The 25,221-nt window shown below is 58.3% G+C and carries 31 protein-coding genes; 22 read left to right on the top strand and 9 right to left on the bottom strand.

The annotated features are described in order from the left end of the window. Positions 1-23: 23 nt before the first annotated feature. The 17 genes from rplN to rplQ all read left to right on the top strand — a co-directional run bounded on the left by rplN (position 24) and on the right by rplQ (position 8,747). Positions 24-395, top strand: a complete 372-nt coding sequence (rplN, locus tag ACPF7Z_RS13170; protein ID WP_425193709.1) for a 50S ribosomal protein L14 — start codon at positions 24-26, stop codon at positions 393-395. 14 nt (positions 396-409) lie between these two features. Further along, positions 410-727 (top strand): 50S ribosomal protein L24, encoded by a 318-nt coding sequence (gene rplX, locus ACPF7Z_RS13165; protein ID WP_425193708.1) that lies wholly within the window; start codon positions 410-412, stop codon positions 725-727. An 18-nt stretch (positions 728-745) separates the two neighbouring features. Continuing rightward, the gene (gene rplE, locus ACPF7Z_RS13160; protein ID WP_425193707.1) at positions 746-1,285 is read left to right on the top strand and encodes a 50S ribosomal protein L5; all 540 of its coding nucleotides are present in this window, start codon (positions 746-748) and stop codon (positions 1,283-1,285) included. Between the two features lie 10 nt (positions 1,286-1,295). Further along, positions 1,296-1,601, top strand: coding sequence for a 30S ribosomal protein S14 (rpsN, locus tag ACPF7Z_RS13155; RefSeq protein WP_425193706.1), 306 nt, complete (start codon positions 1,296-1,298; stop codon positions 1,599-1,601). A 30-nt stretch (positions 1,602-1,631) separates the two neighbouring features. Continuing rightward, complete coding sequence (gene rpsH, locus ACPF7Z_RS13150) at positions 1,632-2,024, top strand: 30S ribosomal protein S8 (protein WP_425193705.1); 393 nt, start codon at positions 1,632-1,634, stop codon at positions 2,022-2,024. 9 nt (positions 2,025-2,033) lie between these two features. After that, positions 2,034-2,564 (top strand): 50S ribosomal protein L6, encoded by a 531-nt coding sequence (gene rplF, locus ACPF7Z_RS13145; RefSeq protein WP_425193704.1) that lies wholly within the window; start codon positions 2,034-2,036, stop codon positions 2,562-2,564. A gap of 9 nt (positions 2,565-2,573) precedes the next feature. Continuing rightward, the gene (rplR, locus tag ACPF7Z_RS13140; protein WP_425193703.1) at positions 2,574-2,924 is read left to right on the top strand and encodes a 50S ribosomal protein L18; all 351 of its coding nucleotides are present in this window, start codon (positions 2,574-2,576) and stop codon (positions 2,922-2,924) included. Between the two features lie 11 nt (positions 2,925-2,935). Next, positions 2,936-3,436, top strand: a complete 501-nt coding sequence (rpsE, locus tag ACPF7Z_RS13135) for a 30S ribosomal protein S5 (RefSeq protein ID WP_425193702.1) — start codon at positions 2,936-2,938, stop codon at positions 3,434-3,436. A 7-nt stretch (positions 3,437-3,443) separates the two neighbouring features. After that, on the top strand, positions 3,444-3,626 hold the full coding sequence (gene rpmD, locus ACPF7Z_RS13130; RefSeq protein ID WP_425193701.1) for a 50S ribosomal protein L30: 183 nt from the start codon (positions 3,444-3,446) through the stop codon (positions 3,624-3,626). A 3-nt stretch (positions 3,627-3,629) separates the two neighbouring features. Beyond that, on the top strand, positions 3,630-4,064 hold the full coding sequence (rplO, locus tag ACPF7Z_RS13125; protein WP_425193700.1) for a 50S ribosomal protein L15: 435 nt from the start codon (positions 3,630-3,632) through the stop codon (positions 4,062-4,064). Beyond that, on the top strand, positions 4,065-5,396 hold the full coding sequence (secY, locus tag ACPF7Z_RS13120; protein WP_425193699.1) for a preprotein translocase subunit SecY: 1,332 nt from the start codon (positions 4,065-4,067) through the stop codon (positions 5,394-5,396). Positions 5,397-5,426: 30 nt separating this feature from the next. Then, positions 5,427-5,540 (top strand): 50S ribosomal protein L36, encoded by a 114-nt coding sequence (gene rpmJ / locus ACPF7Z_RS13115; protein ID WP_009099023.1) that lies wholly within the window; start codon positions 5,427-5,429, stop codon positions 5,538-5,540. A gap of 273 nt (positions 5,541-5,813) precedes the next feature. After that, positions 5,814-6,170 carry a 30S ribosomal protein S13 gene (rpsM, locus tag ACPF7Z_RS13110; protein WP_048306692.1) on the top strand — a complete coding sequence of 119 codons (357 nt, stop codon included), beginning with the start codon at positions 5,814-5,816 and terminating at the stop codon, positions 6,168-6,170. Between the two features lie 39 nt (positions 6,171-6,209). Continuing rightward, entirely contained in the window at positions 6,210-6,596 is a 387-nt protein-coding gene (gene rpsK / locus ACPF7Z_RS13105) for a 30S ribosomal protein S11 (RefSeq protein WP_048306656.1), read from the top strand. A 12-nt stretch (positions 6,597-6,608) separates the two neighbouring features. Next, on the top strand, positions 6,609-7,229 hold the full coding sequence (rpsD, locus tag ACPF7Z_RS13100) for a 30S ribosomal protein S4 (protein ID WP_425193698.1): 621 nt from the start codon (positions 6,609-6,611) through the stop codon (positions 7,227-7,229). Between the two features lie 93 nt (positions 7,230-7,322). Then, complete coding sequence (locus ACPF7Z_RS13095) at positions 7,323-8,321, top strand: DNA-directed RNA polymerase subunit alpha (RefSeq protein WP_425193697.1); 999 nt, start codon at positions 7,323-7,325, stop codon at positions 8,319-8,321. Between the two features lie 39 nt (positions 8,322-8,360). Beyond that, entirely contained in the window at positions 8,361-8,747 is a 387-nt protein-coding gene (gene rplQ / locus ACPF7Z_RS13090) for a 50S ribosomal protein L17 (RefSeq protein ID WP_425193696.1), read from the top strand. Positions 8,748-8,903: 156 nt separating this feature from the next. Here rplQ and uvrA read toward each other — a convergent pair whose 3' ends face one another. Further along, complete coding sequence (gene uvrA, locus ACPF7Z_RS13085) at positions 8,904-11,780, bottom strand: excinuclease ABC subunit UvrA (protein WP_425193695.1); 2,877 nt, start codon at positions 11,778-11,780, stop codon at positions 8,904-8,906. Between the two features lie 179 nt (positions 11,781-11,959). Here uvrA and ACPF7Z_RS13080 point away from each other — a divergent pair, with 179 nt between their 5' ends. Both ACPF7Z_RS13080 and ssb read left to right on the top strand, forming a co-directional pair. Next, a complete protein-coding gene (locus ACPF7Z_RS13080; protein ID WP_425193694.1) occupies positions 11,960-13,345 on the top strand; it encodes an MFS transporter in 1,386 nt (461 codons plus the stop codon). Between the two features lie 240 nt (positions 13,346-13,585). Continuing rightward, a complete protein-coding gene (ssb, locus tag ACPF7Z_RS13075) occupies positions 13,586-14,155 on the top strand; it encodes a single-stranded DNA-binding protein (protein ID WP_425193693.1) in 570 nt (189 codons plus the stop codon). A 4-nt stretch (positions 14,156-14,159) separates the two neighbouring features. On the opposite strand, the gene ACPF7Z_RS13070 is transcribed toward ssb, so the two are convergent. After that, complete coding sequence (locus ACPF7Z_RS13070) at positions 14,160-14,756, bottom strand: DNA-3-methyladenine glycosylase (RefSeq protein WP_425193692.1); 597 nt, start codon at positions 14,754-14,756, stop codon at positions 14,160-14,162. Between the two features lie 58 nt (positions 14,757-14,814). Here ACPF7Z_RS13070 and ACPF7Z_RS13065 point away from each other — a divergent pair, with 58 nt between their 5' ends. Both ACPF7Z_RS13065 and ACPF7Z_RS13060 read left to right on the top strand, forming a co-directional pair. Further along, positions 14,815-15,690, top strand: coding sequence for a sugar nucleotide-binding protein (locus tag ACPF7Z_RS13065; RefSeq protein ID WP_425193691.1), 876 nt, complete (start codon positions 14,815-14,817; stop codon positions 15,688-15,690). Then, positions 15,687-16,448, top strand: a complete 762-nt coding sequence (locus tag ACPF7Z_RS13060; protein WP_425193690.1) for a lysophospholipid acyltransferase family protein — start codon at positions 15,687-15,689, stop codon at positions 16,446-16,448. Before ACPF7Z_RS13065 ends, ACPF7Z_RS13060 begins: the two co-directional genes overlap by 4 nt. A gap of 75 nt (positions 16,449-16,523) precedes the next feature. Here ACPF7Z_RS13060 and fabB read toward each other — a convergent pair whose 3' ends face one another. Both fabB and fabA read right to left on the bottom strand, forming a co-directional pair. Then, the gene (gene fabB, locus ACPF7Z_RS13055; RefSeq protein WP_425193689.1) at positions 16,524-17,741 is read right to left on the bottom strand and encodes a beta-ketoacyl-ACP synthase I; all 1,218 of its coding nucleotides are present in this window, start codon (positions 17,739-17,741) and stop codon (positions 16,524-16,526) included. Between the two features lie 13 nt (positions 17,742-17,754). Then, the gene (fabA, locus tag ACPF7Z_RS13050) at positions 17,755-18,270 is read right to left on the bottom strand and encodes a 3-hydroxyacyl-[acyl-carrier-protein] dehydratase FabA (RefSeq protein ID WP_425193688.1); all 516 of its coding nucleotides are present in this window, start codon (positions 18,268-18,270) and stop codon (positions 17,755-17,757) included. Positions 18,271-18,543: 273 nt separating this feature from the next. Between fabA and ACPF7Z_RS13045 the strand changes: the two genes are divergently transcribed. Beyond that, complete coding sequence (locus ACPF7Z_RS13045; protein ID WP_425193687.1) at positions 18,544-20,364, top strand: putative bifunctional diguanylate cyclase/phosphodiesterase; 1,821 nt, start codon at positions 18,544-18,546, stop codon at positions 20,362-20,364. On the opposite strand, the gene ACPF7Z_RS13040 is transcribed toward ACPF7Z_RS13045, so the two are convergent. From ACPF7Z_RS13040 to ACPF7Z_RS13020, 5 genes are read right to left on the bottom strand one after another with little or no spacing between them, the layout of a single operon-like run. Further along, complete coding sequence (locus ACPF7Z_RS13040) at positions 20,346-20,858, bottom strand: DUF2878 family protein (protein WP_425193686.1); 513 nt, start codon at positions 20,856-20,858, stop codon at positions 20,346-20,348. The genes ACPF7Z_RS13045 and ACPF7Z_RS13040 overlap by 19 nt on opposite strands. A 6-nt stretch (positions 20,859-20,864) precedes the next feature. Continuing rightward, a complete protein-coding gene (locus ACPF7Z_RS13035; RefSeq protein ID WP_425193685.1) occupies positions 20,865-22,133 on the bottom strand; it encodes a class I SAM-dependent methyltransferase in 1,269 nt (422 codons plus the stop codon). Then, positions 22,130-22,906, bottom strand: coding sequence for a DUF1365 domain-containing protein (locus ACPF7Z_RS13030; RefSeq protein ID WP_425193684.1), 777 nt, complete (start codon positions 22,904-22,906; stop codon positions 22,130-22,132). The genes ACPF7Z_RS13035 and ACPF7Z_RS13030 overlap by 4 nt, the downstream gene beginning before the upstream one ends. Continuing rightward, positions 22,903-24,285 (bottom strand): NAD(P)/FAD-dependent oxidoreductase, encoded by a 1,383-nt coding sequence (locus ACPF7Z_RS13025; RefSeq protein ID WP_425193683.1) that lies wholly within the window; start codon positions 24,283-24,285, stop codon positions 22,903-22,905. The genes ACPF7Z_RS13030 and ACPF7Z_RS13025 overlap by 4 nt, the downstream gene beginning before the upstream one ends. Beyond that, positions 24,278-25,060, bottom strand: coding sequence for an SDR family NAD(P)-dependent oxidoreductase (locus ACPF7Z_RS13020; RefSeq protein WP_425193682.1), 783 nt, complete (start codon positions 25,058-25,060; stop codon positions 24,278-24,280). Before ACPF7Z_RS13020 ends, ACPF7Z_RS13025 begins: the two co-directional genes overlap by 8 nt. Positions 25,061-25,221: the final 161 nt, after the last annotated feature.

Genomic DNA, 25,221 nt, shown 5'->3' with positions numbered 1-25,221 from the left:
CAGATTAGGTTTGGAGAAAACCGATGATTCAGACTCAGACAATGCTGGATGTCGCCGACAACAGCGGTGCGCGCCGGGTGCAATGCATCAAGGTGCTGGGCGGTTCCCACCGTCGTTACGCCCGTGTCGGTGACGTCATCAAGGTGACGGTGAAGGAAGCCATTCCGCGTGGCAAGGTCAAGAAAGGCCAGGTCATGAAGGCAGTGGTGGTCCGTACCCGGAGCGGCGTCCGTCGTCCCGACGGGTCGCTGATTCGCTTCGACGGAAATGCGGCAGTTCTGTTGAACAACACCAACGAACAGCCGATCGGCACCCGTATCTTCGGACCGGTAACTCGTGAACTGCGGACTGAGAAGTTCATGAAGATCATTTCCTTGGCGCCTGAAGTGCTGTAAGGAGCGAGGCGGATATGCAAAAGATCAAACGTGACGATGAAGTGATCGTCATTGCCGGCAAGGACAAGGGCAAGCGTGGCACGATCAAGCGGGTTCTTCAGAACAGCCGCTATGTCGTGTCCGGTGTGAACATGATCAAGCGTCACACCAAGCCCAACCCCATGGCGGGCAACCAGGGGGGTATCGTCGAGCGCGAGGCTCCGATTCACGCGTCCAACGTGGCCATCTTCAATTCGGAGACCGGCAAAGCGGATCGCGTCGGCTTCCAGATGTCGGAAGACGGTACCAAGGTACGTATCTACAAGTCGACGCAGAAGCAGATCGACGCCTAACGCGAGTCGGGTAGCAAAATGGCGAACTTGAAAGAACGTTATCAAAACGAAGTAATGGCAGGACTCAGAGAGCAGTTCAGCTATGCCAATGTCATGCAGGTGCCGCGAATCACCAAGGTGACCCTGAACATGGGCATCGGCGAGGCGACCAGCGACAAGAAGCTGATCGACAATGCCGTCGCTGACATGGAAAAACTCTCCGGTCAGAAGCCGGTAGTCACCAAGGCGCGCAAGTCCATCGCGGGCTTTAAGGTCCGTGAAGGCTGGCCGATCGGGATCAAGGTGACGCTGCGCCGTGAGCGCATGTGGGATTTCCTTGATCGTCTGGTGAACATCGCGATTCCTCGCGTGCGGGATTTTCGTGGTCTCAACCCGAAGTCCTTCGATGGGCGTGGCAACTACTCCATGGGTGTGCGTGAGCAGATCATCTTCCCCGAGCTCGAGTATGATAAAATCGATCGGATTCGTGGGTTGGATGTGACGATCACCACCACTGCCACCAGCGATGAAGAAGGTCGTGCTCTGCTGAGCGCGCTGAACTTCCCGTTCAAGAAATAAGGGTAGCATCATGGCAAAGAAAAGCATGATCGAGCGTGAGCTCAAGCGCGCGAAGCTGGTCGACAAATATGCCGCCAAACGTGCAGAGCTCAAGGCCATCATTCACGACGTCAACGCTTCTGATGAAGAGCGCTTCGACGCTCAGCTCAAGCTGCAGTCGTTGCCGCGGGATTCTAGCCCGGTACGTCGCACTAATCGGTGCCGTATCACGGGTCGTCCTCACGGCTTCTACAACAAGTTCGGGCTGGGCCGCAACAAGCTGCGCGAAGCCGCGATGCGTGGCGATGTTCCTGGGCTCAAGAAGTCCAGTTGGTAACGCCACGTCGAGAATCAGGAGCGTAACGTAATGAGTATGCAAGATACGCTGGCGGATATGTTCACTCGTATCCGCAATGCGCAAATGGCCACCAAGGAGGCGGTCAACATGCCGTCTTCCAAGCTCAAGGTCGAAGTGGCCCGTGTGCTGAAGGAAGAGGGCTATATCAACGACTTCGCTGTCGCTGAAGGTACCAAGCCCGAGTTGTCCGTCACCCTCAAGTATTTCGAGGGTAAGCCGGTCATCGAGCATATCCAGCGAGTTTCCAAGCCGTCCCTGCGCATCTACAAGGGCAAGGGCGAGCTGCCGAAGGTCGCGGATGGCCTAGGTGTCGCGATCGTATCCACCTCGCAAGGCGTGATGACCGATCGTGCGGCACGTCATGCCGGGGTCGGTGGCGAAGTCATCTGCACCGTATTCTAGGAGTGACGAATGTCCCGCGTAGCCAAGTATCCGGTTAAATTGCCCAACGGCGTCGAGGCCAAGCTCGACGGCGATCAGCTGACCGTCAAGGGTAGCCAGGGCACGCTTGGTATGACCGTTCATCCCGATGTGGAGATCGGTCAGGAAGACAGCCAGTTGACCTTCAAGCCCAGTGCACAAGCCAAGAGCTGGGCGATGGCTGGTACTACCCGCGCACTGGTCCAGAATATGGTCACCGGTGCTTCCGAGGGCTTTACCAAGTCTCTCGAAATCAATGGCGTCGGCTACCGTGCCCAGGCAAGTGGCAAGACGCTAAACCTGACATTGGGCTTCTCTCACCCGATCGAGTACACGCTGCCCGAGGGTGTTACGGTGGAAACGCCGAAGAACACCGTCATCGTGCTTAAGAGCGCGGACAAGCAGCAACTCGGTCAGGTCGCCGCGGAAATCCGAGCCTTCCGTCCACCTGAGCCTTATAAAGGCAAGGGTATTCGGTATGGCGACGAGCAGGTCCGCCGCAAAGAAGCCAAGAAGAAGTAAGGCAGGGTTATGAACGCGAAGAAAGAATCTCGTCTCCGTCGTGCCCGCCGCGCTCGCGCCAAGATCCGCGAGCTGGGCGTGTACCGCCTGTGTGTCAACCGTACCCCGCGTCATATCTACGCGCAGATCATCTCGCCGCAAGGTGACAAGGTGTTGGCCAGCGCTTCCACGCTGGACAAGTCCCTGCGTGAAGGAGGCACTGGCAATGCGGATGCTGCCGCCAAGGTGGGTGCATTGATTGCCGAACGCGCCAAGGAAGCGGGCATCAAACAAGTTGCCTTCGATCGCGCCGGGTTCAAGTACCACGGTCGGGTCAAGGCCCTGGCCGACGCCGCTCGCGAAGGCGGCCTGGAATTCTAAAGGGTTTTACGATGGCGAAGAACGAACAGCAAAGCGGCGATCTGCAAGAGAAACTCGTGCAGGTCAACCGCGTCGCCAAGGTAGTCAAGGGTGGCCGTATTTTCGGCTTCACTGCCTTGACTGTCGTTGGCGATGGCAATGGTCGTGTGGGTTTCGGTCGTGGCAAGGCGCGGGAAGTGCCGGTGGCGATCCAGAAGGCCATGGATCAGGCCCGTCGCAACATGATCAAGGTCAGCCTCAGCGGCCACACGCTGCAATATCCGGTCAAGGCTCGTCACGGTGCCTCCAAGGTATATATGCAGCCGGCTTCCGAGGGTACCGGGATCATTGCCGGCGGTGCCATGCGCTCCGTGCTCGAACTGGCGGGCGTCCATGACGTCCTGGCCAAGTGTTACGGTTCCACCAACCCGGTGAACGTGGTGCGGGCGACCATCAATGGTCTTTCCGCCATGCAAGCTCCGGAAGACATTGCCGCCAAACGTGGCTTGTCCGTTGAAGAGATCGCGGGGTAAGGCAATCATGGCAGTTTCGATCAAAGTGACTCAGATTCGTAGCACCATCGGCGTATTGGAAAAGCACAAGGCCACCATGAAAGGGCTTGGGCTGCGTCGTATCGGTCATACAGTCGAGTTGGAAGACACCCCTGCCGTGCGCGGCATGGTCAACAAGGTTAATTACCTTGTGCGTGTTGAGGGAGAATAATCCATGAAACTCAATAGCCTGAGCCCGGCACCGGGTTCCAAGCATGCCGCTAAGCGTGTGGGTCGTGGCATCGGCTCCGGCCTTGGTAAGACCGGTGGTCGTGGTCATAAAGGCCTGAAGTCTCGTTCCGGCGGTAGCGTCAAGCCCGGTTTCGAGGGTGGTCAGATGCCACTGCAGCGGCGTCTGCCGAAGTACGGCTTTACCTCTGCCAAGTCCATGGTCTCGGAAGAGGTGCGTCTAGCCGAACTCGGTAAGGTCGACGGTGATATCGCCGATCTGGCTGCATTGAAGAAAGCCAATGTGCTCAAGGATGCTACCCAGTATGCGAAGGTCATCCTCTCTGGCGAATTGAACAGGGCGGTTACCGTTCGTGGTCTCAGGGTCACGAAGGGTGCCCGGGCCGCCATCGAAGCCGCCGGCGGCAAGGTCGAGGACTAAATGGCTAAATCAGGAAACATGCCAGCAATGGGTAGCGGGTTGAGTGAGCTCTGGGCGCGACTGCGCTTCGTGTTCATTGCCATCGTGGTGTACCGCATTGGTGCTCACATTCCCGTCCCGGGCATCAATCCTGATCAGCTTGCTGCGCTGTTTAGAGAAAACCAGGGCACTATCCTGAGCCTGTTCAACATGTTCTCGGGGGGTGCGCTGGAGCGCATGAGTATTCTCGCATTGGGTATCATGCCCTACATCTCTGCGTCGATCATCATGCAGCTTCTAACAGCAACCTCACCCCAGCTGGAACAGCTGAAGAAGGAAGGTGAGGCCGGGCGTCGCAAGATCAGCCAGTATACCCGCTACGGCACCGTCGTACTGGCGCTGATCCAGGCGACCGGCATGGCAGTCGGTCTGGTTGGGCAGGGTGTAACCTATACCAGTGACTTCAGCTTCTACTTCACCGCGATCGTCTCGTTCGTGGCCGGTGCGGTATTTCTGATGTGGCTGGGCGAGCAGATTACCGAGAAGGGTATCGGCAATGGTATTTCATTGCTCATCTTCGCGGGTATCGTCGCGGGGCTCCCTGGTGCTATCGGGCAGTCCTTCGAGCTGGCGCGCAACGATGGCGCCTGGAACGTTCTGCCCTTGCTGGCATTAACGGCATTGGCGATCGCTACCGTGGCCTTCGTGGTATTCATCGAGCGCGGTCAGCGCCGTATTACGGTGAACTATCCTCGTCGCCAGGTTGGCAACAAGATGTATGCAGGTCAGAGCAGCTACCTGCCGCTCAAGGTCAATATGGCAGGCGTTATTCCGGCGATCTTCGCTTCGAGTATTCTGCTGTTCCCGGCCTCGATCGGTCAGTGGGTTGGTTCTGCAGAAGGCTTCGAATGGCTGCAGGCGGCATCGCAGTCATTGGGCCCAGGGCAGCCGTTGTACATCTTGCTTTTCGCTGCGGCAGTGGTATTCTTCTGCTTCTTTTACACAGCGCTGGTCTTCAATCCCAAGGATGTGGCCGACAACCTCAAGAAGTCGGGTGCTTTCTTGCCGGGTATACGTCCAGGTGAGCAGACTGCTCGCTATATCGACAAGGTCATGACACGCCTGACCTTGTTCGGTGCCCTTTATATCACCGCGGTTTCTCTGATGCCTCAATTCCTGATCGTGGCCTGGCAGGTGCCATTCTTCTTTGGCGGCACCTCCTTGCTGATCGTGGTGGTGGTGATCATGGATTTCATGGCGCAAGTGCAGTCTCACCTGATGTCGCATCAGTACGAGTCGGTGATGAAGAAGTCTAATCTGAAAGGCTACGGTAGCGGCGGTTTGATGCGCTGAGGCGCACACCACCGTGTAATGGAGAGAACGATGAAAGTTCGAGCTTCCGTCAAGAAAATGTGCCGCAATTGCAAGATCATTCGGCGTAATGGCGCAGTTCGCGTCATTTGCATCGAGCCACGGCACAAACAGCGTCAGGGTTAACATACCGCGCTGATTTAAAGCGGGTGCAGGCAGGCATGCCCTCTTGCTCTTTGAGGAGCAAAAGGGTACGCTATTGCGCCTTTTGTAGACGATAAATCGAGCAAGCCGCTCAGAAAACGCCGATTGAATCGGCGAGCGGTGTGAAGCGCAAGGCGTACGGAGCGCAAAAACCGAAGCCTATGAAAGATAGGTGAGGATTTCGAGCACCGCACAACGCAGCGATTCGCCCGTGCAGCCATTCAAGCGGTTTTTCATAAATTTCGGAGTAAGCTGATGGCCCGTATAGCAGGCGTCAATATCCCGGACAACAAGCATGCGGCGATCTCGCTGACCTACATCTTCGGGATTGGCCGCACGCGTGCACAAGCAGTCTGTGCAGCAGCCGGCATAGCGCCGACCAGCAAGATCCAGGAGCTATCCGCTGAAGAGCTGGATACCCTGCGGTCCGAAGTCGGCAAATATACCGTTGAAGGCGACCTTCGCCGTGATGTCACGCTGAATATCAAGCGTCTCATGGACCTGGGTTGCTATCGTGGTCTGCGTCATCGCCGTGGTCTTCCGTTGCGTGGACAGCGCACCAAGACCAATGCGCGTACCCGCAAGGGTCCGCGTAAGCCGATTCGCAAATAACACGCACGTTCTGGCGTTTAGACAGGAAGAAACATCAACATGGCTAACCCGCGCAGTAACCGTAAGAAGGTTAAAAAGCAGGTGGTGGATGCCATCGCGCATATCCACGCCTCTTTTAACAACACGATCGTGACGATCACAGACCGCCAGGGGAACGCTCTTTCATGGGCGACTTCCGGTGGTTCGGGTTTTCGTGGTTCTCGCAAGAGCACCCCGTTCGCTGCTCAAGTGGCAAGCGAACGTGCAGCGACCGCTGCAGCCGAGTATGGTGTGAAAAACGTCGACGTACTGGTCAAGGGCCCCGGTCCTGGCCGTGAGTCTGCCGTGCGCGCATTGAATGCCGCCGGTTTTCGCGTGCAAAGCATCACCGACGCGACGCCCGTTCCCCACAACGGCTGCCGTCCGCCGAAGAAACGCCGCGTTTAAGGAGAGAGACTCATGGCACGTTATATTGGACCGAAGTGCAAATTGTCTCGTCGTGAGGGTACCGATCTCTTTTTGAAGAGCGGTGTCACTCCCTTCGAGAAGAAGTGCAAATCCGAACAGATTCCGGGTGTGCATGGCCAGCGCCGTCAGCGTCTTTCCGACTACGGCTTGCAGCTTCGCGAGAAGCAGAAGGTGCGCCGTATCTATGGCGTACTCGAGAAGCAGTTCCGCAACTACTACAAGGAAGCCGCCCGCTTGAAGGGCGCGACCGGTGAGTTGTTGCTTCAGTTGCTCGAATCCCGGCTGGACAATGTCGTCTATCGCATGGGCTTCGGTTCGACACGCTCAGAAGCGCGTCAGCTGGTCAGCCACAAGGCGATCACCGTGAATGGCAAGCGTGTCAACGTAGCCTCCTACCAGGTCAGGCCCGGAGACGTTGTCGCCGTTCGCGAGAAGTCGAAGAATCAGGCACGTATTCAGCACGCCCTGCAGCTGGCTGGCCAGCGCGGCGATGTGACCTGGATCGATGTCGACTCCAAGAAGATGGAAGGCACTTTCAAGGCTGTCCCGGAACGCGGCGACTTGTCTGCCGACATCAACGAAAACCTGATCGTCGAGCTGTACTCGAAGTAAACCCACCTGTTTTATGTGTGAAGCCGGACCTGACAATATCAGGTCCGGCAACCGAGTACCGAGTATCCGTTTGGCAGCCTGAAAGGTGTTCATATGCAGCGTTCAGTGACAGAATTTCTTCGTCCTCGCGATATCAAGGTCGAAGAGATCAATGCGCACCACGCCAAAATCGTGCTCGAACCCTTCGAGCGTGGTTTCGGTCACACTCTGGGCAATGCCCTGCGTCGCATTCTATTGTCTTCCATGCCCGGATGTGCCGTGGTGGAAGTTGAAATTGCCGGTGTCGATCATGAGTACAGCGCGATCGACGGGGTTCAGGAAGACGTCATCGAGATCCTCCTGAATCTCAAGGATGTAGCGATCAAGATGCACAGTCGCGACGAGGCCATGCTGTCGTTGAACAAGCAGGGCCCTTGCGTCGTGACCGCTGGCGATATTGCCACCGATCACGATGTGGATATCGTCAATCCGGAGCACATCATTGCCCATGTCAACGAAGGTGCCGAGATCAAGATGCAGCTCAAGATCGCGCGCGGTCGTGGCTATGAGCCTGCCGACGTGCGTGCCGAAGCCGACGACGAAGCGCGCACCATCGGTCGCTTGCAACTGGATGCAACCTTCAGCCCCGTTCGTCGCGTTTCCTACTCCGTTGAAGCCGCACGTGTCGAGCAGCGCACCGATCTCGACAAGCTGGTCATCGATCTCGAGACCGACGGCACTTTGGATCCTGAAGAGGCGATTCGGCGTAGCGCCACGATTCTCCAAGAGCAATTGGGTGCATTCGTCGATCTTGAAGCCGATAAGGAGCAGGAGAGCGAAGAAGAAGAGGATCATGTCGATCCCATTCTGCTACGCCCCGTGGATGATCTCGAGCTGACGGTTCGCAGTGCCAACTGTCTCAAGGCCGAGAATATCTATTACATCGGCGATCTGATTCAGCGTACCGAGGTGGAGCTGTTGAAGACGCCGAATCTCGGCAAGAAGTCCCTGAATGAAATCAAGGACGTGTTGGCAGCGCGCGGCTTGTCACTTGGCATGCGGCTGGAGAACTGGCCGCCTTCTAGCTTAAAGGACGACAAGGCTTCCGCGTGAGCGTCGACTCGAGTCCCCGTTTGGTAAGGAATTGCAACCATGCGTCATCGTAAGAGTGGTCGTCATCTGAATCGTACCAGCTCGCACCGCCAGGCCATGTTCAAGAACATGTGTGTCTCGCTGGTCGAGCACGAGGTCATCAAGACTACCCTGCCCAAGGCCAAGGAGCTGCGTCGTCATATCGAGCCGCTGATCACCTTGTCCAAGCAAGACAGCGTCGCCAATCGGCGTCTTGCCTTCAGCCGCACCCTTTCCAAGGAAGCGGTTGGCAAGCTCTTCAATGAGCTGGGCCCGCGTTATGCTAACCGCCCCGGTGGTTATGTGCGTGTGCTCAAGTGCGGTTTTCGTACCGGCGACAATGCCCCCATGGCTTACGTCGAACTCGTTGATCGCCCAGTTGCCGACGAGGCTGCTGGCGAAGAGTAATGTCGTCAGGCTTTTAGGTCTGACGACACCCGCAGTATCCAAACCGGTCCATCAGGGCCGGTTTTTTATGGCCTGGATTACTTTGGCATTGAAAAGTGCCTGAGCGAATAGGCCCCAGAGCCGGGGTATTTATCGGCCTGGGAGCGGAATGGAGTATCAAGCGTTGCTCGATACGACGGTCTTACCGGGCTTTTTACTCTTTGCCTTGTGGCGGGCCAGCAGCGGCTTGAGAAAGCGACCGGTATGAGACGCCTCTACTTCAGCGACCTGTTCCGGTGTGCCTTCGGCGATGATCCGTCCGCCCCCGGAGCCGCCCTCGGGGCCCAGGTCGGTCAGCCAGTCCGCGGTCTTGATGACATCAAGATTATGCTCGATGACCACGATGGTGTTGCCGTGGTCGCGGAGCCGGTGGAGCACCGTCAAGAGCTGGCGGATGTCCTCGAAATGCAGGCCGGTGGTGGGCTCATCGAGGATATACAGCGTCTTGCCGGTATCACGCTTTGCCAGCTCCCGGGCTAGTTTGACTCGCTGTGCTTCGCCCCCGGACAGGGTCGTGGCACTTTGTCCCAGTCGCACGTAGGAAAGCCCGACGTCCATCAATGTCTGTAAGCGCCGAGCAATTGCCGGTACCGGGCTGAAGAACTCCAGTGCTTCTTCTACGGTCATTTCCAGCACTTCGTGAATATTCTTGTCCTTGTATTTGACCTCGAGGGTTTCCCGGTTATAACGCTTACCCTTGCAGACATCGCAGGGCACATAGATATCCGGCAGGAAGTGCATCTCTACCTTGATCATGCCCTCGCCCTGGCAGGCTTCACAACGCCCACCCTTGACGTTGAATGAAAAGCGCCCCGGCTTGTAGCCCCGGGAGCGTGCTTCCTGGGTGCCGGAGAATAGCTCGCGAATTGGCGTGAAGATGCCGGTATAGGTGGCTGGATTGGAGCGCGGTGTACGGCCAATGGGGCTCTGGTCGATGTCGATGATCTTGTCGAGTTGATCGAGTCCTTCGATCTTCTTGTAGGGCGCGGGTGTCAGCGTGGTGGCACGGTTCAGTTCGCTGGCGGCAATCGGCATCAGGGTCGAGTTGATCAGCGTCGACTTGCCGGAGCCGGACACCCCGGTCACGCAGACGAGCATGCCCAGAGGAAGCTCTAGGGTGACCTCCTGCAGGTTATTGCCGCTGGCGCCGGTCAGGCGCAGCACTTTCTCCGGATTGCGCGGGATGCGATGGGGCGGTATCTCGATACGCCGTGAGCCGACGAGATACTGACCGGTGAGGGATGCGTCGCAGCGCTCGATATCCTGGGGCGTGCCCTGGGCCACGATGTTGCCCCCATGAACGCCCGCACCGGGGCCAATATCCAGCACATGATCGGCGGCACGGATGGCCTCTTCATCATGCTCGACGACGATCACCGTATTGCCCAGGTCGCGTAGATGAATGAGTGTCCTGAGCAGCCGATCATTGTCACGCTGATGCAGCCCGATGGAGGGTTCATCGAGGATGTACATGACGCCCACCAGGCCGGCACCGATCTGGCTGGCGAGGCGAATACGCTGGGCCTCGCCACCCGAGAGCGTGTCGGCGCTACGCTCAAGATTGAGATAATCCAGGCCGACATTGACCAGAAACTCCAGGCGGGCATGAATCTCATTGATGATCTTGACCGCGATTTCACCCTTGCGCCCGGGCAGTTCCAAGGCCTTGAAGTAGTGCAGAGCTTCACCGATCGGCAGGCGCACGATCTGGGGCAGGGTGCGATCGTCGACGAAAACGTGGCGTGCTTCCTTGCGCAAGCGGCTGCCATGACAGGTCGGGCAGGGCTGAACGGCCAGGTACTTGGCCAGGTCCTCGCGCACCATGCTCGATTCGGTCTCGTGGTAGCGGCGCTGCATGTTGGGCAGCACCCCCTCGAAGGGATGTTCGCGTGTCACCTTGCGGCCACGATCGTTGACATAGCTGAAGGCAATGGCATCGTCGCCGCTGCCGTGGAGCAGAATCTCGCGCTCATGGCGGGCGAGTTCCGTCCAGGGGGTTTCCAGCTGGAAGCGATAATGCTGGGCCACGGCCTGCAGCTGACTGAAGTAGTAAACGCTGCGGCGGTCCCACCCCTTGATGACGCCCTCGGCCAGGGATAGTTCGGGATGACCGATCAGTTTGTCGGCGTCGAAATACTGCTGTACACCGAGTCCATCGCAAGTTGGGCAGGCGCCCGCCGGGTTGTTGAAAGAGAACATTCTCGGTTCGAGTTCGGCGATGGAATAGCCACAGATGGGGCAGGCAAAGCGTGCCGAGAAGGCGATGTCTTCCTGTTCACCGTCCATGAAATGCACGATGGCGGTACCATCGGCCAGGTTGAGGGCGGTCTCGAAGGACTCCGCCAGGCGCTGCTGCAGATCCTCGCGCACCTTGATGCGATCCACCACCACGCTGATGTCGTGTTTCTTGTTCTTTTCCAGCGGTGCGATGTCGTCGAGCTCCAGCACTTGGCCGTCGACCATGGCGCGCACGAAGCCCTGGGCGCGAAGTTCGCTGATCAGTTGCAGATGCTCGCCCTTGCGTCCCTTGACCACCGGCGCCAGAAGCATCAGTTTGCTTCCCCGAGGTAGGGTGAGAACCTGATCGACCATCTGGGAAACGGTCTGGGCTTCCAGGTCGGTGCCATGTTCGGGGCAGCGCGGTGTGCCGGCGCGAGCGAACAGCAAGCGCAGATAATCGTAGATCTCGGTGATTGTGCCGACGGTTGAGCGTGGGTTATGAGAGGTAGACTTCTGTTCGATGGAAATGGCCGGTGACAGGCCTTCGATGTGATCGACATCGGGTTTCTCCATCATCGACAGGAACTGACGAGCATAGGTGGAGAGCGACTCGACGTAACGCCTTTGTCCTTCGGCATAAAGGGTATCGAAAGCCAGCGAGGATTTGCCGGAGCCGGAGAGCCCGGTGACCACGATCAACTTGTCGCGCGGCAATTCAACGTCAATGTTCTTGAGGTTGTGAGTGCGGGCACCCCTGACCTGGATCCTATCCATTATCACCTCGGCAGCGCAAAAGCTCGATTATACGCCTCCTGCCGGAGGGGCGGCAAAACGATGTCATGCTTTTCCTGATGGTTGTGGTGCCGGTAGAATACATGACTCACCGCTGGGCTATTTCATCGCCATGTCTACCTGCCTGGCGCTTCGCCTTTCATTCAGTATGTGACTCGCTCATGACTATCCGTCTGCTTTCCACCGAGCGCCGCGCCATCACCGGTCTAGCCGGCCTGTATGCCACGCGCATGCTCGGGCTGTTCATGGTGTTGCCGGTACTGGCGCTATACGCCGATGACCTGGCCGGTGCCACGCCCTTTTTGGTCGGTTTGGCCCTGGGCATCTATGGATTGACCCAGGCCGTGCTGCAGATACCCTTCGGATTACTGTCCGATCGCATCGGACGCAAGGTGGTGATCGCTGCCGGGCTGCTGCTTTTCGCGTTGGGTAGTATTGTCGCTGCCGAGGCGACCACCATCCAAGGAGTAATCGTTGGGCGCTGTCTACAGGGCAGCGGTGCAGTGGCCGGTGCCATCATGGCGCTTCTTGCCGATCAGACCCGGGAAGAAATCCGTACCGCAGCGATGGCCACCATCGGTTTGTCGATCGGTGTAGCCTTTGCCGTCGCCATGGTGCTTGGCCCGTTGATCGCAGCCTCCTTCGGCCTCACGGGCGTTTTCTGGTTTACCGCAACACTGGCCTTACTGAGTCTGCTGGTGTTATGGCAGCTGGTCCCGGCGGCGCCAAGGCGCGCACGTCATCGCGACGTGGGACTAGATCGCAACCAGTTGCGCGATACCTTGACCCGAAGCGACCTGCTGCGTCTGGATTTTTCGATCTTCGCCTTGCATCTGATCCTGATGGCTGCCTTTGTCGCGGTCCCCTTTAGATTGGTCGATGTCGGCATCGAGGCAAGTCAACAGGGTTGGGTCTATCTGGGGGTGATGGCCTTAGCTTTCCTCGGCATGGTGCCCTTGGTGATCGTCGCCGAAAAGCGCCGGAGAATGCGCATCACCTTCATCGGCGCCGTGGCCAGCATGGCGGTCGTGTTGTTGTTGTTAGGCGAATGGGGCCAGCAGCGATGGGTGCTCGTCGTTCTGCTGTGGGCCTTTTTCGTTGCCTTCAACCTGCTCGAGGCAACACTGCCCTCGATGATCAGCAAGTTGGCACCGGCAGGGGCCAAGGGTACCGCCATGGGCGTGTATTCCACTAGCCAGTTCCTGGGAGCCTTTCTAGGCGGTGTGCTGGGTGGCGCCTTAGCCCAGCGTTTCGGTTACGATGCCGTGTTTTTCGGGGCTGCCGGGCTTGCCCTGGTGTGGCTGGCGGTCATCTGGAAGATGCCGGCGCCTCGCCATCTGTCCAGTGAGGTAGTGGCGCTGGACCCAGCGCATCAGGGCGATGCCCTGGATACCCTGATGGCACGCTTTGCCGACGTGGCGGGGGTCGAAGACGTACTGGTGGTGCCCGAAGAGCGGGTCGCTTATCTCAAGGTGGACCGTCAGCGGCTCGACAAACAGGCATTGGCTCAAATCGTCGGTGCTCGGCAAGATCATGGAGGGGGGTGACTCAGGCATGACTGTGATGGCCGATAGTTGTGAAACGGCCCTGCACGTAAAATCGTCGCTGTATTCACGGCGCGCCGTCTGGTGCATTTGTGTATCATCTGGCAATCATGCAAAAACGACGGTCCCTTGACGCTCCACCTTGTCTGACAGCCACTGACTTGATCATCGTTATTTCGGATATAGAGTGTTGATTGTCTTGGGTTTTTAATCTTAAGTTTGTAAAGGGAAAGGTGTCTAACTATGGCTAGGGGTGTAAACAAGGTCATCCTGATCGGCAATCTGGGTCAAGACCCCGATGTGCGTTTTTTACCCTCCGGTAATCCGGTGGCCAACCTGCGTATCGCGACCACCGACAACTGGACCGACAAGCAGAGCGGACAGCGTCAGGAACGTACCGAGTGGCATAGTGTGGTGCTGTTCGGCAAATTGGCCGAGATCGCCCAGCAATATGTCAAAAAAGGGTCGCGCATCTATATCGAAGGGCGGCTGCAGACCCGCAAATGGCAGGGTCAGGACGGCCAGGATCGCTATAGCACCGAAATCGTCGGTAACGATATGCAGATGCTCGACTCTCGCGGCGGTCAGGGCGGCGGCGATTATGCTCAATCGGCACAAGGTAATTACGGTTCCCAGCAGGGCGGCTACGGCAATGCCCCTCAAGGCGGTGGCCAGCAAGGTGGTCAGGGGCAGCGCCCTGCGCAACAGCCTCCGGCTCAGGGCGGCTCGGGAAATGCGGGGCAGCAGGGCAACAACTACGGCGCGCCCAATCCTGGCAGTTTCGACGATTTCGACGACGAAATCCCCTTCTGACCTTTCACTCTGGTGAATCAGGCTGGTAGCGCAGTCGCCACGGAGCGATCCGATCCTCGTAATTGGCGTAGGGGATGCCGATGCGAGGGCCGGCGATAATGAAGCGGTCTTCAACGGGCATTCCCGACTCGAGCCAGAGACGTTCTCCCAGACATAGATCGTGACGATTGAGTTCGGCCAGGGTAATGCCCATCGCTTGAGTCAGTTTGCCGGGGCCATTGGCCAGATCGCGACCGCGTCGGCCACGCCGTCGTTCCACCATCGACGCCTCGCCTGAAACCGGTTCAATGGCTCTGAGCAAGACGGCGCCCGCCTGGCCCGGGGATTCGGTGACCAGATTGAGCATGTCATGAATGCCATAAATCAGGTAGATATACGCATATCCCGGTGGGCCAAACATGGGGGTGTTGCGGGGTGTCGGGCCTCGCGCGGCATGGCTGGCGCTGTCCAGGGCTCCGCCGTAGGCCTCGGTTTCAACAATGCGTGCCACCAGTCGCTCAGTGCCTGTCGCGTGCACGATATGACATCCCAGCAGGTCGCGCGCGACTTCCAGAGCCGGACGCGCGTAGAAGTCTCTGGATAGCGGTCTGTCATCGATCATTGTTCAAGGGTCCATATCATCATGATGCCGAGCTTGCATTCGTGGAAAAGGAAGCGCTGTGAAGCTATTGATTCTTGATGCGGGGCACTGTCTGAGTCTAGCGCTGGCACGCAAGGTCAGTCGCCGCGCGGATACCGATCTGGTGATTGCACAAGCGCTGACGCTCACGTCCGAACAACTTGATGAAGTGGCGCCAGACGCCTTGATCATTCCGCCTTTGGTGTCCCCGAGTGTAGCGACGCCAGCACTGGTGACTGCTCATGCCGAAGCGGTGGAAAACTGCCTGGCACTATGTCGTCAAGCCGATGTTCCCTTGGTCTGGTGCGTCTCGGACCAGCTCTACGAGGATGGTGCAGAGCTGCCCATCGATGAACATGTCATTCCCCGTCCTCGGGATGAAAGCCTGCGTCGACTGATTGCGACCGGTAATCTCATTCGCGAGTGCTTGCCCAGGCATCTGATCGTACGGCTGGGCCCCCTGTTTGCCCTCGAGGGTAGCAGTGCCTGGCTAACCGAATTGATCGAACAGCTTCTGCAAGGGAAGAGCGTCAGTGTTGCGGAGGATATCGTTTTTTGTCCGATTTCGGCAGATGCCGTGGCCATGGCATTGATTGGTATACTTCACCAATTGAACTGTGACTCTTCGGCTTGGGGGGCTTATCACCTGGCGGGTATCGAGCCCGTCAGTGCCTATACCTTTACGTCGACGGTGCGCACGCAACTCGATACACGCCTTGAGGGATTGGGCGAGAAGGTGGCGTTGGGGGAACTCAAGGCGCTCAATCATCATCACGATCAGCCGCTGCGCCGTGTGCTCAACTGCCAACGCGTGCTCGAAGTCTTCGGTGTGCATCAAAAGCTATGGCGGCTCGAGCTGGGCCGCATGCTGGATAGCTGGTGCCAAGCTTACCAGGTTCGAGGGGAAACAGAATGAATACGCTACGCAGTCTGGTGTTCTATCTGGTCTATTTTCTGGCCATCCTGTTCTTTGGCCTGGTGTGCCTGCCGATTACCCCGATTTTGCCGCTGCAGGGGCGCTACAAACTGCTTAACCTCTACAATCATTTCATTGTCGCCTGGTTCGCATTCGCCTGTGGTGTGCGCTATGAGGTGCGTGGTCGTGAGCATGTGCCCACAGGGCCGGTGGTGATTCTGGCCAACCATCAGTGTGAATGGGAAACCCTTTTCCTACAGGTACTCAAGCCGCCGGTGTGTACCGTGCTCAAGCAGGAGCTTTTGCGTTTGCCGCTATTCGGTTGGGCGCTGCGACTGCTGCACCCTATCGCCCTGGATCGCTCACGGCCGGCCCGCGCCATGAAGCAGGTGCTATCCCAAGGGCCACAGCGTCTCAAGGAGGGATTGTCGGTGCTGATCTTCCCCGAAGGCACCCGAGTCGAGCCAGGGCAGCGACGGCGTTACAACAAGAGCGGAGCGGTCATCGCTTGTCGTGCCGGCGTACCGGTGATGCCCGTGGCACACAATGCGGGTGAACGCTGGCCAGGACGGCATTGGGTCAAGAACCCCGGGCGTTTGTCGGTGGTAGTAGGAGAGCCTATTGCAACGGAAGGGCGGACACCTGAAGAGGTGCTGGTAAAGGTCGAGGAGTGGATCGAGACACAGTTGGCGCTAATCTCGGAAGTGCCTCGGCCTGAGCGTATGACCGAAGCGGCGGCATCACAGCTACCTACCTAGACGAACACGAATAGCACGAATAAAAAGGGGCGCCCGGATAAGGCGCCCCTCGCATTTCAACAACCGATACCTCGATCAGGCATTCAGCCGTTGCATGACCAGGCAAGCATTGGTACCGCCGAAGCCGAAACTATTGGTCAGTACCCGTTCGATGGTTACGTTGTCGCGTCGCTGGCGCACGATATCAAAGCCCTCTGCTTGATCATCGAGTTCATCGATATTCGCCGACGCCGTGATAAAGCCATGTTCCATCATCAGCAGGGAGTAAATGGCTTCCTGTACGCCGGTGGCGCCCAGCGAATGCCCGGTAAGCGACTTGGTCGAACTCATGGCCGGTGTCTGGTTGCCGAATATCTCGCGTATCGCCCGAAGTTCGGAAATATCCCCTACCGGCGTCGACGTGCCGTGGGTGTTGATGTAATCGATATCACCCTCGATACCCGCCATGGCCTGGCGCATACAGCGTACGGCGCCTTCACCGGAAGGCGCGACCATATCGTAGCCATCCGAGGTGGCGCCGTAGCCGACGATTTCCGCATAGATTTTCGCACCACGAGCCTTGGCGTGCTCCAACTCCTCAAGTACCAGCATTCCCCCGCCGCCGGCAATGACGAAGCCGTCTCGCGCTTTGTCATAGGGGCGGGAGGCCTTGTCGGGAGTGGCGTTGTAGCCCGTGCTCAGGGCGCCCATGGCATCGAACAGGCAGGAAAGCGTCCAGTGCTCCTCCTCGCCACCACCGGCAAACACGATATCCTGCTTGCCCATCTGGATTTGCTCTACGGCATTCCCGATACAATGTACTGAGGTGGCGCAGGCCGAGGAGATCGAGTAGTTGACACCCTTGATCTTGAACGGCGTGGCCAGACAGGCAGAAACCGTGCTGCCCATGGTGCGGGTGACACGGTAGGGGCCGATGCGACGCAGTCCCTTGTCGCGCAGTACGTCGGCGGCTTCCACCTGGTTGGCGCTGGAGGCTCCGCCGGAGCCGGCGATCAGCCCGCTACGCTCATTGGACACCTGTTCCGGTGTCAGTCCTGCATCCTCGATGGCTTGCAACATGGAAACATAGGAATAGGCCGCAGCATCGCCCATGAAGCGACGCTGCTTGCGATCAACCAAGGCATCCAGATCGATATCAACCACGCCGGCGACGTGGCTACGAAAGCCGCGCTCGGCGTACTCTTCTTTGAAGCGTATGCCCGAACGCCCCGCCTTGAGCGAATCCAGCACCTGGTGCTGATCATTGCCAAGACAGGAGACGATGCCCAGGCCAGTGACGACCACTCGTCGCATGGAAGCCTCCTGATCAGAAGTTCGCAGTTGAGGTAAACAGACCGACACGCAGATCATTGGCCTGATAGATCTCACGGCCATCGACCGCGACGGTACCATCGGCAATGCCCAAGATGAGACGCCGCGTGATAACCCGTTTCACATGAATATGATAAGTGACTTTTTCGGCATCCGGCATGATCTGACCGGAAAACTTGACCTCGCCGCAGCCCAGAGCACGTCCACGCCCAGGATGGCCGAGCCAGCCTAGATAGAAGCCGACCAGTTGCCACATGGCATCCAGTCCCAGGCATCCCGGCATGACCGGGTCGCCGGGGAAGTGACAACCGAAGAACCATAGGTCGGGCCGGATATCCAGTTCGGCGATCAGCTCGCCTTTGTCATAGCGGCCGCCGCCTTCTTCGATCTGTGTAATACGATCCAACATCAACATGTTGGGTGCCGGTAATTGGGCGTTGCCGGGGCCGAACAGCTCGCCTTGGCTGCAAGCCAGCAGTTCTTCGTAACTAAAAGAGTGTTGCTTGGTCACTGAGTCGTTCCAAGAGTCAGAATGTCATGTGCCGCACCGTCGAGTACCGCACCGTGCGTGAACGCGCCTAGTCTACTGGCAGCGTGGTATGAATGCACGCAGGCCGTAGCGGACATTAGTTGTGATTAGAGGCCGCTGGACGCCATGTTGCAAACCTTAGTTCTGCTTTACAGAGGTTGCAACGTGATACGTTGGGCGTTCGGCTTGCGCCCGGGTCAGCCTGCAAGGCATGATGCCCGCTCAGCCGGCAACCTAGTATTATAATGAAAAATCATGTGGCCTTCCTTTTCACTTAATCGTCCATTGGTCTGGCTAGGCATCATCGCCCTCGGGGTGATGGTCTGGCTTCCGCTTCTGTTGCTGAGGTTGGCGGCGCTGGTCGTCGTGATCATGGCGTTGCTGGATGTAGCGCGACGAATTTATCAAGAGCATTGCCATCGTCGGCTCAGTGAAAAAGCGCTGGAGCTATCGGAGGATGGGGTGATGATCTGCGATGCCCGTAATCGTATCGTCAGCGTCAATGCCGCCTTTACCCGCATCACCGGCTTCCAGCACCAGGAAGTCTTGGGGCGTGATCCCTCGATTTTATCCTCGGGTCTTCATGACCATGCGTTCTACGAGCGCTACTGGGAGTCCCTTAATACCACTGGGCGCTGGGAAGGCGAAATATGGAACCGACGTAAACGCGGCGAGCACTATCCAGAATGGTTGCGCGTTCAGACCTACATGAGTCGCCGTGGACGGGTCGAACACTACATCGCGCTATTCACCGACATTTCCAGACACAAGGCTCGCGGACAGGATCTCAAGCGTGTTGGCTTCGAAGATCCTCTCACCGGTCTGCCCAATCGTCGTCGTTTGCACGATCTGCTCACATCGCGGTTACAACATCTGCGAGCCGGTGAGGGACTGGATCTGGCACTGATCGACATCGACGGCTTCAAGGCGGTCAACGATGGTCTTGGGGTCGATGGCGGCGACCGACTTTTGGCGCGCTTTGGTCAGCGTCTGTCGACCATCGCTCCTCAGGCGACGGTAGGACGCCTGGGCGGGGATGAGTTCATGCTGATCCGCACCACCACGTTTGATGATCATGAGAAATGGATCTCTGGGTTACGTGAGCACCTCAGCGAGCCTTTCGAATACAACGACCACTCCTTGCGGCTGGGGTTTTCCATCGGCAGCTGTCGGGTTCCGGAAGACGGTAACGATTCAGGGCTCTTGTTCCAGCGTCTGGAGTCGGCACTGTACAGCGCCAAGCATCATGGCCGCAGTCACGATCAACGTTTCCAACCTTCCTTGGAGGTCAAGGGCGATCGGCAGTTGACGCTGGTCAATGATCTGCGTCGCGCCTTGATTCAGGGCGACCAGTTGGAGCTTCATTACCAGACCCAGCATCGTCTTGCGGATAACTCCCTCGTGGGCATGGAAGCGTTGCTGCGCTGGCGCCACCCCGAGCATGGCATGATATCCCCCTCCGACTTCATTCCATTGGCTGAGCGGCATGGGTTGATGACCGCCTTGGGCAGTTGGGTCATCGAACAGGCCGTGGCTCAGCAGGCCAAATGGTTAGCGAGAAATGAGTCTTGCGTGCCCGTATGGGTCAATATCTCAGTATTGCAATTGATCCAAGGGGATCTCGAGTCGCGCATCGCTGCGTCTTTGGCCCAGCATGGGGTGCCCACCCGTCTACTAGGCCTTGAGCTGACCGAGTCGGTACTGCTCGACGAGCGCGCCGGCGATATTTCCCCGCGCCTCAACGCACTGCGGGACAACGGTCATCCCATCGCCATCGATGATTTCGGTACCGGTTATTCCTCCTTGGCGTATCTCAAGCATCTGCCGGTAGACAAGCTCAAGCTCGACCGTATGTTCATTCATGCCTTGCCGGGGGATTCCGGCGACGCTGCCATCGTTAAAGCGGTACTGGCCATGGCGCGCGGGCTGAAATTGGAGGTCATTGCCGAAGGGGTGGAAACCATTGCCCAGCGCGATCATCTGACCGCCGATGGTTGCCAGCTGTGCCAGGGCTTTCTGTTCTCACGCCCCGAGGCAGCGAGCTCGATCGAAGTGCGTTATCCCGTTGCGTTGTAATCATGGGGCATCGATGGGTACTTCAGGCGGCGACACAGCCACAGGCAGAGCAAGGCCCAGATTACCGCCTGAGCGGGGAGTAGCCAGGGGGCCAATTCGATTCCTGCAAGTTGGGCCCCGCCGAAATAGGATAAGGGCCCGCTGACTGCGCCGCCCAGCATGGCAAGCCCGGGGTGCTGCCAGAGCCAGGCCAGGGAGTGCTGCAACAGCGTTGCGAACAACGGCCACAGGATCCATAGCCACAGCGGTAAAGGCAATGGCCACCACGGAGGATTCGTGAAGATGAATCCGCCCGCCAGAGCCAGCCCACCATCGACGATCAGTCCAAGACCAGCGAATCCCGCTAACCAGTGCCATTCACCAGGGCGTGCCAGCCATATCAGATGCGCTGTGATGATCGCTGCGGCCACCAGCGCGCCGATCAACGAGCCGCCCAGTACGCAGGCCAGCCAACCGACTTCGAAGGCCACCAGATTGAAGAGTGCGCGCAGCACTTCGTTCTACACCATACCGATCAGAGGCGCCGGTCGGGCCCCGGGCTTGGCCAGCAGCAGATGACAGGTGCCGATCGATCGCTCGAGAAATCCACCTTCGCAATAGCACAGGTAATAGCGCCACATTCGAATGAAGCGATCGTCGTAGCCTAGCCGCCTCACTCGCTCCAGATTCGTCTCGAATCGTGTCCGCCATTCGCGCAGGGTGCGCGCATAATGCAAGCCGATTTCATCGAGGGACAAGACATTGAGAGATGTCTTGCGCATGAGGTTATTCAGGATGGCGGTGTGGGAAGGCAAGAAGCCACCAGGAAAGATATAGCGCTTGATGAAGTCCATCTCACGCTTGGCTGCCTCGAAGCGTTGGTCACGAATGGTGATTGCCTGCAATACCGCCATGCCATCCTCGGTAAGCAGCCGATCCAGGGTCGCGAGATAAGTACCCAAATACTGATGCCCCACGGCTTCGACCATTTCTATCGAGATCAGGCGATCGTAGCGCCCTTTGAGGTCCCGATAGTCCTGTTTGAGCAGCGTAATGCGCTCACTCAGCCCCTCCTCCTCGATGCGCTTTGCCGTATGCGCGTATTGGGCTTCGGAGATGGTGGTGGTGGTCACCTTACAGCCGCGGGTCTTGGCGGCATGAATCGCCAAGCCACCCCAGCCGGTACCGATTTCGAGCAGATGATGTTCGGGACGAACGTCGAGCTTGTCGAGCAGGCGCTCCAACTTATAGGTCGAGGCCTCCTCCAGGCTGGCATCACGATAGGGAAAGACCGCGCTGGAGTACATCCAGTGGTCACGATCGAGGAAAGTGGCAAACAATTCGTTGCCGATGTCGTAATGTGCCCCAACATTACGCTGCGAACCGCGCTGAGTATTGCGCTGCAAGGAATAGAGCGCAGTCAGCAGCCAGCGCGTCAATCGTGCACTGCCATTTTCCATCTCGGTGTTGACTCGTTCCATGTTGGACGCAAACAGCCGGGTCAGCGTCACCAGATCGTCGGCCTCCCAGTCGCCGTCGATATAGGCCTCGGCGGCGCCGACCGTGCCCCCCAGGGCGAGCCGTCGCCAGGCACGTTCATGGTTCAAGATCACGCAAACTTGCAAGGGACCTCCCTGACCCAGGCACAGGCACTGATCACCTTCGATGAGCGTGATATTGCCGCCTTGCAGGCGATCGAGCTGAGCGATCAGCCGCGGTCTCAGCCAGCGGTACAGGCGGTCGCCGGGTGCCGATGCGCCCTGGGAGGTAGCAGAGGGAAGTGTGTTCATGACGGTGTCTCCCCGCGCTTGGGATGATCGAAGATCGGAACGCGCTTCAGCCACAGGCGCAGCGCCTCGAAATGAATGGCCGCCAGCGTCTTGAGGCTCATCCACGGCTGGCGCGCCAGGGTGGCGAGCAGTACGCCACGAGTCGCCGGACGGGCGTCCAGGGTCAAGGTGGCATCGAAATGACGTTGTTTGTCTCGCCAGTTTTCCATATGCAGGTAGAGATGCTCGTCAGGCGTGTTAAAGCGCCAGCGATAGGTCATATCCATGGGATTGAAGGGCGAGACGTGCATGGCCTTGGCGAAGTAAGCTTGATGGCTATGACGCAGCGGATCGACGGCACAGGCATAGCACTGGCGCTCGCCCCAGGGTGTATTGCTGACCTCGCTGAGCACGGCCCGTAGCTGCCCCTCGCGGTCATAGAGGTAATAAAGCGTGATGGGATTGAAGATGACACCCCACAGGCGCAGTTGAGTGAGCACGAAGACAGCGCCATCGGCCCTGGCCGCCAATCCAGCCCCGAGTTCCTGCTCCAGGCGTTGACGCACCGCCTGTTTGAGCGGCAAGGCATGAGGTGCCAGGTAATCCTCACGCCGAAAGCGTGCCAGGGCAGGGCGTCGCGTGCTGAACCCCGGCACGTTGTCGAACAACTCGGGAAGTTCGTCGAGATCGAGCCAGGCCATCCACAGGCGATAGGAGAACCGATGGCCACGAGGTATAAAGCGACGATGACGCAACGTGCCCCGATAAATACGGCTCCGCGGTGCGGTCATCATGACATCGGCTCCTCTGTATAGGAGGGGAGCAGCGCCTGGGTGTTGCTTCTCTGTTCATTACCCCGGCCATCACCCCAGCCTTGGCAGCCCAGCGTCTGAGCGACGCGCAGCGCACTCCACAGCCCATCCTCATGAAAGCCATTGCGCCAGTAGGCGCCACAGTAATGGGTGCGATATTCACCTGCGGAAATATCGCCATGGCGCTGCTGGGCCATCTGTCCTTGCGGCGTGAAGCAGGGATGCGCGTAGCTGAAGCGCTCGATGATATGGGCCGGATCGATGGCGGCGCTATCATTCAGCGTGACGCAGAACGTATGCGGCGAATCGATCCGCTGCAGGATGTTCATGGCATAGGTGACCGAGACCCGAGCGGTATCACCGCGCCCATCGAGGCGATAGTTCCAACTGGCCCAGGCGCGGGGTCGGCGAGGTAGCAGGCGCTTGTCCGTATGCAGCACCACCTCGTTGTCCTGATAGGGCAAGGCGCCAAGGACACTGCGCTCGGCGTCACTGGGATCGGCTAGAAGCGCCAGCGCCTGATCCGCATGACAGGCCAGTACCACCTGATCAAAACGTTCCTCACCCTGGGGTGAATGCAGCGTCACCCCTGTTGCGTCGCGTCGAATGGCATGAATCGGGCAGTTCAGGCGAATGCGCTCGGCATAGGGGCGTGTCAGGGCTGGTATGTAACTGCGCGATCCGCCGGTCAGGGTATACCACCGGGGGCGATGATCGACGGACAAGAGCCCGTGATTGTGAAAGAAGCGCAGGAAGAATAGAGCAGGAAAATCCCTCAGGTCCTCGAGGCTTGCCGACCAGATGGCGGCCCCCATGGGCAGCAGATAGCGCTCACGAAAATCCACGCCGTAACCACCGCGATCCAGATAGTCGCCTAGCGTCGTGGAGATATCGAGATTTCCGGCCTCGATATCCTGTCGGGCACGACGATTGAAGCGCACTATTTCTGCCAGCATGCGATAGAAACGCGGACGTAGCAGATTGCGTCGCTGGGCGAATAACGTGCCCAAGGTGTGGCCGTTGTACTCGAAGTCATGACGAGCGTCATGCACCGAAAAGCTCATCTCGGTGGGCTGTGACGTCACCTTCAGATGTGCCATCAATCCCTGGAAGAGGGGGTAGGTCCAGTCGTTGAAGACGATGAAGCCGGTATCCACCGCGTAAGACTTACCGTCGAGTTTCACGTCTATCGTCGCGGTATGCCCGCCCAGTCGTCGATCCGCCTCAAACAGGCTCACCTGATGGCGCTGAGACAGCAGATAGGCGGCACTCATGCCGCTGATACCGCTACCCACCACGGCGATCCGTTGACCGGGTGACGCGATGTTGGCTGGCTCGAGAAGAGGAGGTTGTCTAGTCATCGCTTTTTCGTGTCATGGTCAGGCCGATACGGCGACGCAGCGCCGGGGGCAGAATACCCATCAGCTTGATGCCAAAGGTAAAGCGCCGGGGAAAGTGAATATCCAGGGCGCGCTTTTCCAATCCCTTGATAATGGCATCCGCCGCGAACTCGGGGCTTACCCGCATGGGCATGGAGAAGTCGTTGCGATCCGTCAAGGGTGTTTTGACGAAGCCCGGGTGGATGATGCTGACATCGATGTTTTCTGCGGCCAGATCAAGACGCAGCGACTCGAGAAAATGACTCAAGGCCGCCTTGGAGGCGCCGTAGGCCTCGGCTCGGGGCAAGGGAAGATACGCCGAGGCACTGGATACCGCGGCGAACAGGGGGTGACTACCGTCCCGATCCCGAGCGCGACGCAAAAGGGGCAGGGCGGCATCGATCGTGTACAGTGCACCATTGACGTTGGTTGCCAGGACGCGCTCGATCAGATCGACATCGAAGTGACGGACATCGAGATATTCACAGGTGCCTGCGTTATGGATCACCAGATCCAGGCCGGCGAACTCGGCATCGATTCGCTGTCCCGCAGACCGGATCGACTGACGATCGTTCAGATCCAGCGGTACGACCAACGCATCCTTGTGATCCTGAGCAAGCTCTTCGAGAGCCTCGCGACGGCGCGCACTCAGGGCAACGCGGTGTCCTTCGGCAAGCAGGTGCTGCCCAAGGGCCAGACCGATGCCCGAGGTGGCACCGACCAACCAGATACGCTGTTTCCCTGTCAGTGAAGCCATGTTGTGTGCCTCTCCCGAAGCCGAGCGACTGGCGCGCTTGTAGGGTTGAAATACGCCGCTCAAGACGATGAGTGTTGAAAGAAGTGACGTATCCAACCAACGGACCGCTATAGCTTTCATCCGAGTGTAACCCTCAGACAAGTATTTTGTACAATATTTGT

This window comes from Halomonas sp. GXIMD04776 (genome assembly GCF_049808615.1).
In the GTDB taxonomy this organism is placed as follows: Bacteria; Pseudomonadota; Gammaproteobacteria; order Pseudomonadales; family Halomonadaceae; genus Modicisalibacter.
This window is presented reverse-complemented; position numbering and strand designations above follow the sequence as displayed.

What these genes read in the sequence shown, in the direction of transcription:
- secY (WP_425193699.1), top strand. Translation starts at nt 4,065, where the DNA reads ATGGCTAAATCAGGAAACATGCCAGCAATGGGTAGCGGGTTGAGTGAG.
- rpsM (WP_048306692.1), top strand. Translation starts at nt 5,814, where the DNA reads ATGGCCCGTATAGCAGGCGTCAATATCCCGGACAACAAGCATGCGGCG.
- rpsH (WP_425193705.1), top strand. Translation starts at nt 1,632, where the DNA reads ATGAGTATGCAAGATACGCTGGCGGATATGTTCACTCGTATCCGCAAT.
- rplQ (WP_425193696.1), top strand. Translation starts at nt 8,361, where the DNA reads ATGCGTCATCGTAAGAGTGGTCGTCATCTGAATCGTACCAGCTCGCAC.
- ssb (WP_425193693.1), top strand. Translation starts at nt 13,586, where the DNA reads ATGGCTAGGGGTGTAAACAAGGTCATCCTGATCGGCAATCTGGGTCAA.
- ACPF7Z_RS13070 (WP_425193692.1), bottom strand. Translation starts at nt 14,756, where the DNA reads ATGATCGATGACAGACCGCTATCCAGAGACTTCTACGCGCGTCCGGCT.
- rpmJ (WP_009099023.1), top strand. Translation starts at nt 5,427, where the DNA reads ATGAAAGTTCGAGCTTCCGTCAAGAAAATGTGCCGCAATTGCAAGATC.
- ACPF7Z_RS13030 (WP_425193684.1), bottom strand. Translation starts at nt 22,906, where the DNA reads ATGATGACCGCACCGCGGAGCCGTATTTATCGGGGCACGTTGCGTCAT.
- rplX (WP_425193708.1), top strand. Translation starts at nt 410, where the DNA reads ATGCAAAAGATCAAACGTGACGATGAAGTGATCGTCATTGCCGGCAAG.
- rpsK (WP_048306656.1), top strand. Translation starts at nt 6,210, where the DNA reads ATGGCTAACCCGCGCAGTAACCGTAAGAAGGTTAAAAAGCAGGTGGTG.
- ACPF7Z_RS13020 (WP_425193682.1), bottom strand. Translation starts at nt 25,060, where the DNA reads ATGGCTTCACTGACAGGGAAACAGCGTATCTGGTTGGTCGGTGCCACC.
- fabB (WP_425193689.1), bottom strand. Translation starts at nt 17,741, where the DNA reads ATGCGACGAGTGGTCGTCACTGGCCTGGGCATCGTCTCCTGTCTTGGC.
- rplF (WP_425193704.1), top strand. Translation starts at nt 2,034, where the DNA reads ATGTCCCGCGTAGCCAAGTATCCGGTTAAATTGCCCAACGGCGTCGAG.
- rpsE (WP_425193702.1), top strand. Translation starts at nt 2,936, where the DNA reads ATGGCGAAGAACGAACAGCAAAGCGGCGATCTGCAAGAGAAACTCGTG.
- rplE (WP_425193707.1), top strand. Translation starts at nt 746, where the DNA reads ATGGCGAACTTGAAAGAACGTTATCAAAACGAAGTAATGGCAGGACTC.
- uvrA (WP_425193695.1), bottom strand. Translation starts at nt 11,780, where the DNA reads ATGGATAGGATCCAGGTCAGGGGTGCCCGCACTCACAACCTCAAGAAC.
- rpsN (WP_425193706.1), top strand. Translation starts at nt 1,296, where the DNA reads ATGGCAAAGAAAAGCATGATCGAGCGTGAGCTCAAGCGCGCGAAGCTG.
- rplO (WP_425193700.1), top strand. Translation starts at nt 3,630, where the DNA reads ATGAAACTCAATAGCCTGAGCCCGGCACCGGGTTCCAAGCATGCCGCT.
- ACPF7Z_RS13045 (WP_425193687.1), top strand. Translation starts at nt 18,544, where the DNA reads ATGTGGCCTTCCTTTTCACTTAATCGTCCATTGGTCTGGCTAGGCATC.
- ACPF7Z_RS13080 (WP_425193694.1), top strand. Translation starts at nt 11,960, where the DNA reads ATGACTATCCGTCTGCTTTCCACCGAGCGCCGCGCCATCACCGGTCTA.
- ACPF7Z_RS13035 (WP_425193685.1), bottom strand. Translation starts at nt 22,133, where the DNA reads ATGAACACACTTCCCTCTGCTACCTCCCAGGGCGCATCGGCACCCGGC.
- rplN (WP_425193709.1), top strand. Translation starts at nt 24, where the DNA reads ATGATTCAGACTCAGACAATGCTGGATGTCGCCGACAACAGCGGTGCG.
- rpmD (WP_425193701.1), top strand. Translation starts at nt 3,444, where the DNA reads ATGGCAGTTTCGATCAAAGTGACTCAGATTCGTAGCACCATCGGCGTA.
- ACPF7Z_RS13060 (WP_425193690.1), top strand. Translation starts at nt 15,687, where the DNA reads ATGAATACGCTACGCAGTCTGGTGTTCTATCTGGTCTATTTTCTGGCC.
- rpsD (WP_425193698.1), top strand. Translation starts at nt 6,609, where the DNA reads ATGGCACGTTATATTGGACCGAAGTGCAAATTGTCTCGTCGTGAGGGT.
- ACPF7Z_RS13095 (WP_425193697.1), top strand. Translation starts at nt 7,323, where the DNA reads ATGCAGCGTTCAGTGACAGAATTTCTTCGTCCTCGCGATATCAAGGTC.
- rplR (WP_425193703.1), top strand. Translation starts at nt 2,574, where the DNA reads ATGAACGCGAAGAAAGAATCTCGTCTCCGTCGTGCCCGCCGCGCTCGC.
- ACPF7Z_RS13025 (WP_425193683.1), bottom strand. Translation starts at nt 24,285, where the DNA reads ATGACTAGACAACCTCCTCTTCTCGAGCCAGCCAACATCGCGTCACCC.